General features: G+C 45.5%; 5 protein-coding genes. 1 reads left to right on the top strand and 4 read right to left on the bottom strand.

Annotated features, from left to right (window positions below):
* The first annotated feature begins 140 nt into the window (after positions 1–140).
* Positions 141–356, top strand: a complete 216-nt coding sequence (locus RIC07_RS08605) for a hypothetical protein (protein WP_446392638.1) — start codon at positions 141–143, stop codon at positions 354–356.
* Between the two features lie 183 nt (positions 357–539).
* On the opposite strand, the gene ilvC is transcribed toward RIC07_RS08605, so the two are convergent.
* From ilvC to RIC07_RS08585, 4 genes are all read right to left on the bottom strand, one after another.
* Entirely contained in the window at positions 540–1,532 is a 993-nt protein-coding gene (ilvC, locus tag RIC07_RS08600) for a ketol-acid reductoisomerase (protein ID WP_446394153.1), read from the bottom strand.
* Positions 1,533–1,681: 149 nt separating this feature from the next.
* Positions 1,682–2,665 (bottom strand): glycosyltransferase family 2 protein, encoded by a 984-nt coding sequence (locus RIC07_RS08595; protein ID WP_446394152.1) that lies wholly within the window; start codon positions 2,663–2,665, stop codon positions 1,682–1,684.
* Between the two features lie 560 nt (positions 2,666–3,225).
* Entirely contained in the window at positions 3,226–4,707 is a 1,482-nt protein-coding gene (locus RIC07_RS08590; protein ID WP_446394151.1) for a carotenoid oxygenase family protein, read from the bottom strand.
* Between the two features lie 108 nt (positions 4,708–4,815).
* Complete coding sequence (locus tag RIC07_RS08585; RefSeq protein WP_446394150.1) at positions 4,816–6,339, bottom strand: folate/biopterin family MFS transporter; 1,524 nt, start codon at positions 6,337–6,339, stop codon at positions 4,816–4,818.
* Positions 6,340–6,393: the final 54 nt, after the last annotated feature.

Here is a 6,393-nt window from a genome sequence, read left to right as displayed (position 1 = left end):
GGGAGCAGGGGGAGCAGGGGGAGCAGGGGAACCTGGTTTTGATTAGAATGTAAAGAATGATTAAAAAATGCTGGTTTTATCTTGACCTAGGGGAAAACTAGCAGTATGCACAATTCATTAATGCGACTGGGAGTAAAGCTATGCGTTTCAAAAATCTTCTAGGACCCCTGTTGATATTAGCATTGCTGTTTATCACGCTAGGCGATCGCGTCCTACCTGCACCGCTAGATGATGCTAGCCGCAACACCCGCACCAGCATCAATCAATTCTTAATTGGGTTATTTCCTGACTGGAATCCCACCAACCCGAACGAACGCACGGAAAAAGAAGTTGAGCAATTAGAACAGAGGTGGTAGCCAGAAGCCAAGGCGATTGAAATCACTGCTACACAAACAAAGTCCGCCTGCGCGGACTGGGTTATAAAGGTTGATGTCATTTGCCAATTGCCTTGCCAAAAATTAACAAATGACGAATGACGAATGACAAATGACAAATGACGAATGACAAATGACAAATGACAAATGACAAATGACGAATAACTACTTCTTCAACCAGCTAAACATTGCCCGTAAATCTTTACCCACTTCCTCTACCGGATGTTCCGCTTCCTGACGGCGCATGGCGGTGAATCCAGGTTTACCTGACTGGTTTTCTAACACAAACTCACGGGCAAATTGACCTGATTGAATTTCTTGCAGAATTTTCCGCATCTCGGCGCGGGTTTGGTCATTAACGATGCGAGGTCCACGGGTATAATCGCCATATTCAGCAGTATTAGAGATACTATCGCGCATATTGGCTAGTCCGCCTTCCACAATCAAATCCACAATTAATTTAACTTCGTGGAGACATTCAAAATACGCCAACTCTGGCTGATAACCCGCCGCCACTAAGGTTTCAAATCCCGCTTTAATCAAAGCACTCAAACCCCCACATAACACGGCTTGTTCACCAAATAAATCGGTTTCCGTTTCTTCCCGAAATGAGGTTTCCAAAATACCCGCACGAGTCCCACCAATTCCTTTAGCATACGCCATGGCGCGATCGCGAGCTTGACCTGTGGCATCCTGATACACGGCAAATAGGCAAGGAACACCTTCTCCCTGTTCGTAAGTCCGTCGCACTAAATGCCCTGGTCCTTTGGGTGCCACCATAATCACATCAACATCCGGTGGGGGAACAACTTGACTAAAGTGAATATTAAACCCATGGGCGAAGGCAAGGACATTCCCTTCTTTCAAATGCGGGGCAATTTCTGCGGTGTATACCGTTTTCTGCACCTCATCCGGTAGCAAAATCATAATCACATCCGCCGCTTTCGCCGCATCAGCAACCGAATGAACCGTTAATCCGGCTGACTCCGCTTTCGCCACCGACTTACTGCCCGGATACAGACCCACAATCACCTTAATGCCACTCTCTTTGAGATTCAGGGCGTGGGCGTGACCTTGAGACCCATAGCCGATAATTGCAATTGTTTTATCAGTGAGTAGGTCTAAGTTAGCATCTGCATCGTAATACATCCGGGTCATAGAAGTATCTCCCTTGCTACAAGCATTTTCGTTTGACTGCGGACTATTGATTTTACATCAAAACCCTTGCCCATTGTTATGGATTTTGTCTGGGTTAGGGCAGATACGGTCGCACTTGCTTCCTGGAGTTACCTTTACCTTTAAATCACTCAGTTATGTTCACGCACTAATAAAATGGGTGTTGCCTGAGACTCTTTTAATAATTCATCTAAACAATTTCTGGCAATGATTCGTTTTAAAAATAACCTTACCGCCGCTATAGATAAATCCGTTTTTAACCAAATTCTTGCCGCGCTGATAAATTTTCTTTTTTTGAGGGCAGCAAATCCCCAATGAATTTTTATCGATGACTTAATCTCTGATAGTTCTGGTAAAGTATGACGATATTTGGGGCTGATACACGAATAAATTTTTTCTTTGATAATTAGATTAATTTCCAGGCGTTTGTCAAACGTAAATTGGCTATTAAATGAACCTTGCCAAATAGTCCGATAAGCCAGACATTTATTGATCAACACAGCATCGCCAAACTGGGCAATTTTAATCCAGGAATCAATATCATCATAATTCGTATCAAATTGAGTATCCCATCCTCCTGACTTAAGGAAAGCTGAACGGGAAAAGGCTACTTGTACAGGCGTGCCAAATGGCAAGAGTTCCAACAGCATGGCGTAATGAATCTCGGCTTGGGGAATATATACAAGTGTTCCCTTACCAACGTGCCGACTTCTGTTGATTTCTTTCTCATTCTCATTGACCTGAATGGCTCGACAGGAGCAAATCACAGCATCTGGACACCCTGCGATCGCCTTCACCATTTCTTCAATACAATTAGGGGCAAGGTAGTCGTCATCATCCACCAGTTTTACCCATTCTCCTGTCGCCAATGCTACACCCTGATTAACCGTTCCTGAGTGACCCAAATTCGTCGAATTTCGATGATAAATTAAACGGGTATCACCCCTGTCCAAGAGTTCTTTTCGTCGCCCCTGGACATACATATCCGTACCATCAGACGAGCCATCATCTACCACAATTACTTCGCACGGTATCGTTTGAGCTAACGCACTGTCAATTGCCCGCTTGAGCAAAGTGAGGCGATTATGAGTCGTGATGACGATGCTAAATTTCATAATCCTTTTCCACCAAAATTATTTTGCCTCGATTAGCTGTCCAGCATTTAGATCAGGATGTCTAAATTCCTCAATGGGAACAGGGAACGGGGAATAGGGAACAGAAATATCCAATTTAAATGTACATCGGCTGATCTAAGAATCGGTATCGTCCAGATTTTGTTTTAACCTATTTTGGGTTTGGTTAAGATTTGGACAATACGATTAGCTATTGATATTCATAATTTTACGCGATTGAACCCTAGTGCAGCGCGGCAAAAATACTTGAGCAGCTTCGTAGATAGGATAAAGCAGAGGAAGCAGAGGGAGCTGGGGAAGCAGAGGGAGCTGGGGGAGATGTTAGCTGTTCGGTGATTTCTGCCTTCTTGCACTAGGAAAGATAGAAGCGATGGAGAAGATGAGGGTGATGTGGTGATGAGGGAGATGAGAAAGTCTTGTTCCAGAGTGATGACAGAAACGTCTGTGTGTAGGGGCGGGTTTAGGGACTAATATTGATTGTTATCCCTAGCTTGGCTGCAAAACCCGCCCCGATCAAATGACAAATGACAGATAAATTAAGATCAAAAGACTGTCGAAGTCCAGCTTCCGTGCAATCCGTAAGGAATATGGTGCTTGAGATGTAGTCGTGCGATCGCGCCTTGGCTCAAATCTCGACTGTCCAAAATCACCACATCGGATCGATGATGACTCGAATCATACACCAACGTCAACACCCAACCCTCATCTTCTCGGTTCGCTTCAGGATGGGGGACAAAAATCGGTTCACTGACAAAGCCTTGGGGGGCTGCACTCCAAACCTGTTTCTCACCTGTGGTGACATCAAACTTAGCGATCGCTTGCAGTGGAGCATTCCCTGTAGGATTATGAGTCACTCCCATGTACACATAACGGTAAGGGCGTCCAACGTGATCGGGATGGACACAGGGAAACTCACAGGAACGTGCGAATAATCGCTGTCGTTGTACCGTAGAATCCGCTAAATTCAGTGTAAACCGAAACAGTTGTCCCGGCGCGATCGCATCAAAATCTACGTTCCGGTAATCTATCTCCGGTTCCACTTGAGTTAACGACTCATAGCAAATCGAATCCACACAAATCTGATCCCCTTGTTCAAAGGCATTGGCATGGTGAAAAATAAACCCAGCTTCAGATTCCAAGACTTGCATCGGTTCATTACCATGACGCGGAATTACTAGAATCCGAGTCGGTGCGTTGGGTTTAAAGTCTACACATTGACCCGCCCCTTTTAATCCCAACAGGAAGGGAACGGGATTATAGGTGACAGGATTTTGGAAAAAGATGCAGTAATTGGGCGTAATCACAAAGTCATGGATAAAGGCAAAACCTGGAACCGTGTGACTTTTACGCCGTTTCAATTTCCCAGCTTCATCTAATTCATAAATCGTGATTTTGGTAGAAAAACCCGGTTTAATCGCAAAATTCACTAAACAAGGCGCACCCCCATCTTGATTGCAGCTTGGGTCAATCCAAGGATGAGCACCAAACGCCTCTCCGGGTGCCAAAATACCGTCTAGAGTTTCTTTTCCGATGGTGTCTAAGGTTTTGGGGTCTAACCGATAAGGTTCCGCTGCTTCCCAAAGGGCTAATAATTTACCGCCCCAGTAAATCACGTTCGTGTTGGCGATATTTTTAATATCAATATCAAAGGCATTCGCCAGCCACCCTCCGGGCTTTTGGGTGCCAAAAACACCGCGATAAAGCATTTTTCTGGCTTCTTGTTCTTTGAGAAAGCCTTCAGTCCGAACAAAGCGATTGCGGAAATAAGCACGACCTTGATCAAACGCGATCGCACAAATCATACCATCCCCATCAAAGGGGTGATGTAGGGGTTGACCATGGACATCGAGTAAACCTGGACCATTGCGAAACAACGTGCCATTCAGCGCTGGCGGAATTTCTCCTTCAATATCCTCAATCCAGTAATCATATTCATTTGGCTGGGATTGATACCCCTGTTTCCATCCTTCGCGATCATAAGACAGTGAAGACTTTGATTCTAAAAATTGTTCTGTTGCAATCATCGTTTATTTCCTCGTTATTTAATCGTGTTTGTAGTAGGCGCTTTAGCGCCATTGATAAGAGGACTAAAGTCCTCACTACTAACCCGGTTTGTAGTAAGCGCTTTAGCACTATTGATCCAGAGGACTAAAGTCATCACTACCAACCCGGTTTGTAGTAGGCGCTTTAGCGCCATTGACAAGAGGACTAAAGTCCTCACTACCAACCCGGATCAACTCTGGCAAGACATCAGGTAGAAATGGCTGTTCGGAGAAAGAACCCGATGTATGATGTTCAAATATTTCTGCTGGCGGTAATGATTTTGGTTCAGTTTCGCCTTTAATTTCAGCTTGCGGATCAGAAGCTGGTAACCAACCCAAGAAGGGCAAGGGTAATAAGCTAGAGAGGTTGGTAATCGTCAGTAATAACCACAGGCGATCAAAGTTATGTTCTGTTACCCCTAGCCAATGGGTTAATAACGCCCCCAATTCGTGAGATAGCAATCCGGATAAATTCCATATCGACATCAGCAAGGCAAATAAAGTCGCTTCCACTCCCGACGGGCAAAGTCTGGCTGAAAGCACAAGTACGGGCATAAACGTAATCTGTCCAATCACCGTCAGAATCAGACTGTCACCTAAACTAAACCAATGATCATCAATGCCTAACGCCCGATTCGCATGGGTGACTAAGATTAGAGTCGTCATTCCCAACACAGCCGATAGGACAGTTGTCCATCCCATAATCGTGCGGAAAGGGATACCCTTTAAAAAGCGTTGAAAGACCCAGACACCTGCCAGAGATGCCAAACTGGTGACTAAACGCACCCGCCCTAAAAATTCCGGTTCAAATCCGAGTTCATTGGTGGAGAAAAAGAAAAAGGCTGAATCGGCGGTGGGTGTGGCTTGCCAGAGAAAGATAAATGCGGTGGGTAACCAAATCGCTTTTTGAGTCACCGCATGGCGCAATTGCTTAATTTGGTTAGTGACAGTGGCGGTGTTTATCCCCGAACTAACGGATTCTTCGGCAATTAACCACGCCACACCAGAGACGAGTAGGGGAAAGGTGGCGGTAATGCCAAAAACAGTTTGTGTATTGAATGCCTCCAGCAGCCAACCACTCAGATACGCGGTAATCACTCCCCCGACAGCAGAGGTTCCCCACGTTAGGGATTGTAGGGAACCAGAGTTGCTTAATGATTCCCGCCTTGCCCGTTCCACCACAAGCGAGTCTACGATGACATCACTAATCGCTACAGAAAGGGAACTCAGGAGAATGGCAAGGGTTGCCGCCCAAGCTGTATGGACTACCGTTGCCAAACTTAACCACGCGGCTGTTCCCATCAAGCCTGACAGAACCAGATAAGGGCGGCGGCGATAGCCAAATAAGGGGAGTCCGTCAGACAGAAAGCCAAATAGGGGTTTAATTACCCAAGGTAAGGCAGCAATCCCGATTAGGGCTGCGACTTGGGCGGGACTTAAACCCAGTTCGTCTTTGAGGAAGAAGCTAATCGCTAAACGGGCTAGTCCCAGGATACCCTGGACAAAATAGACGATGAGGATGGCAATCAACTCCGGTGTGGGTTCATTGCCAAAAAAGACTTTATCTTTAACGGCTTGTTTAAACCGATCAAAGCCGGAGGCGGATACAATCATGAACTTTTTTTAAGATTTATCTCTTTTTATATCTTACACGCCGAATTGGGTTTG

It is taken from the genome of Coleofasciculus sp. E1-EBD-02, assembly GCF_040218245.1.
Classification (GTDB): Bacteria; Cyanobacteriota; Cyanobacteriia; order Cyanobacteriales; family Coleofasciculaceae; genus Coleofasciculus.
The sequence above is the reverse complement of the archived record's forward strand: the minus strand, read 5'-3'. Positions and strand labels throughout refer to the sequence as shown.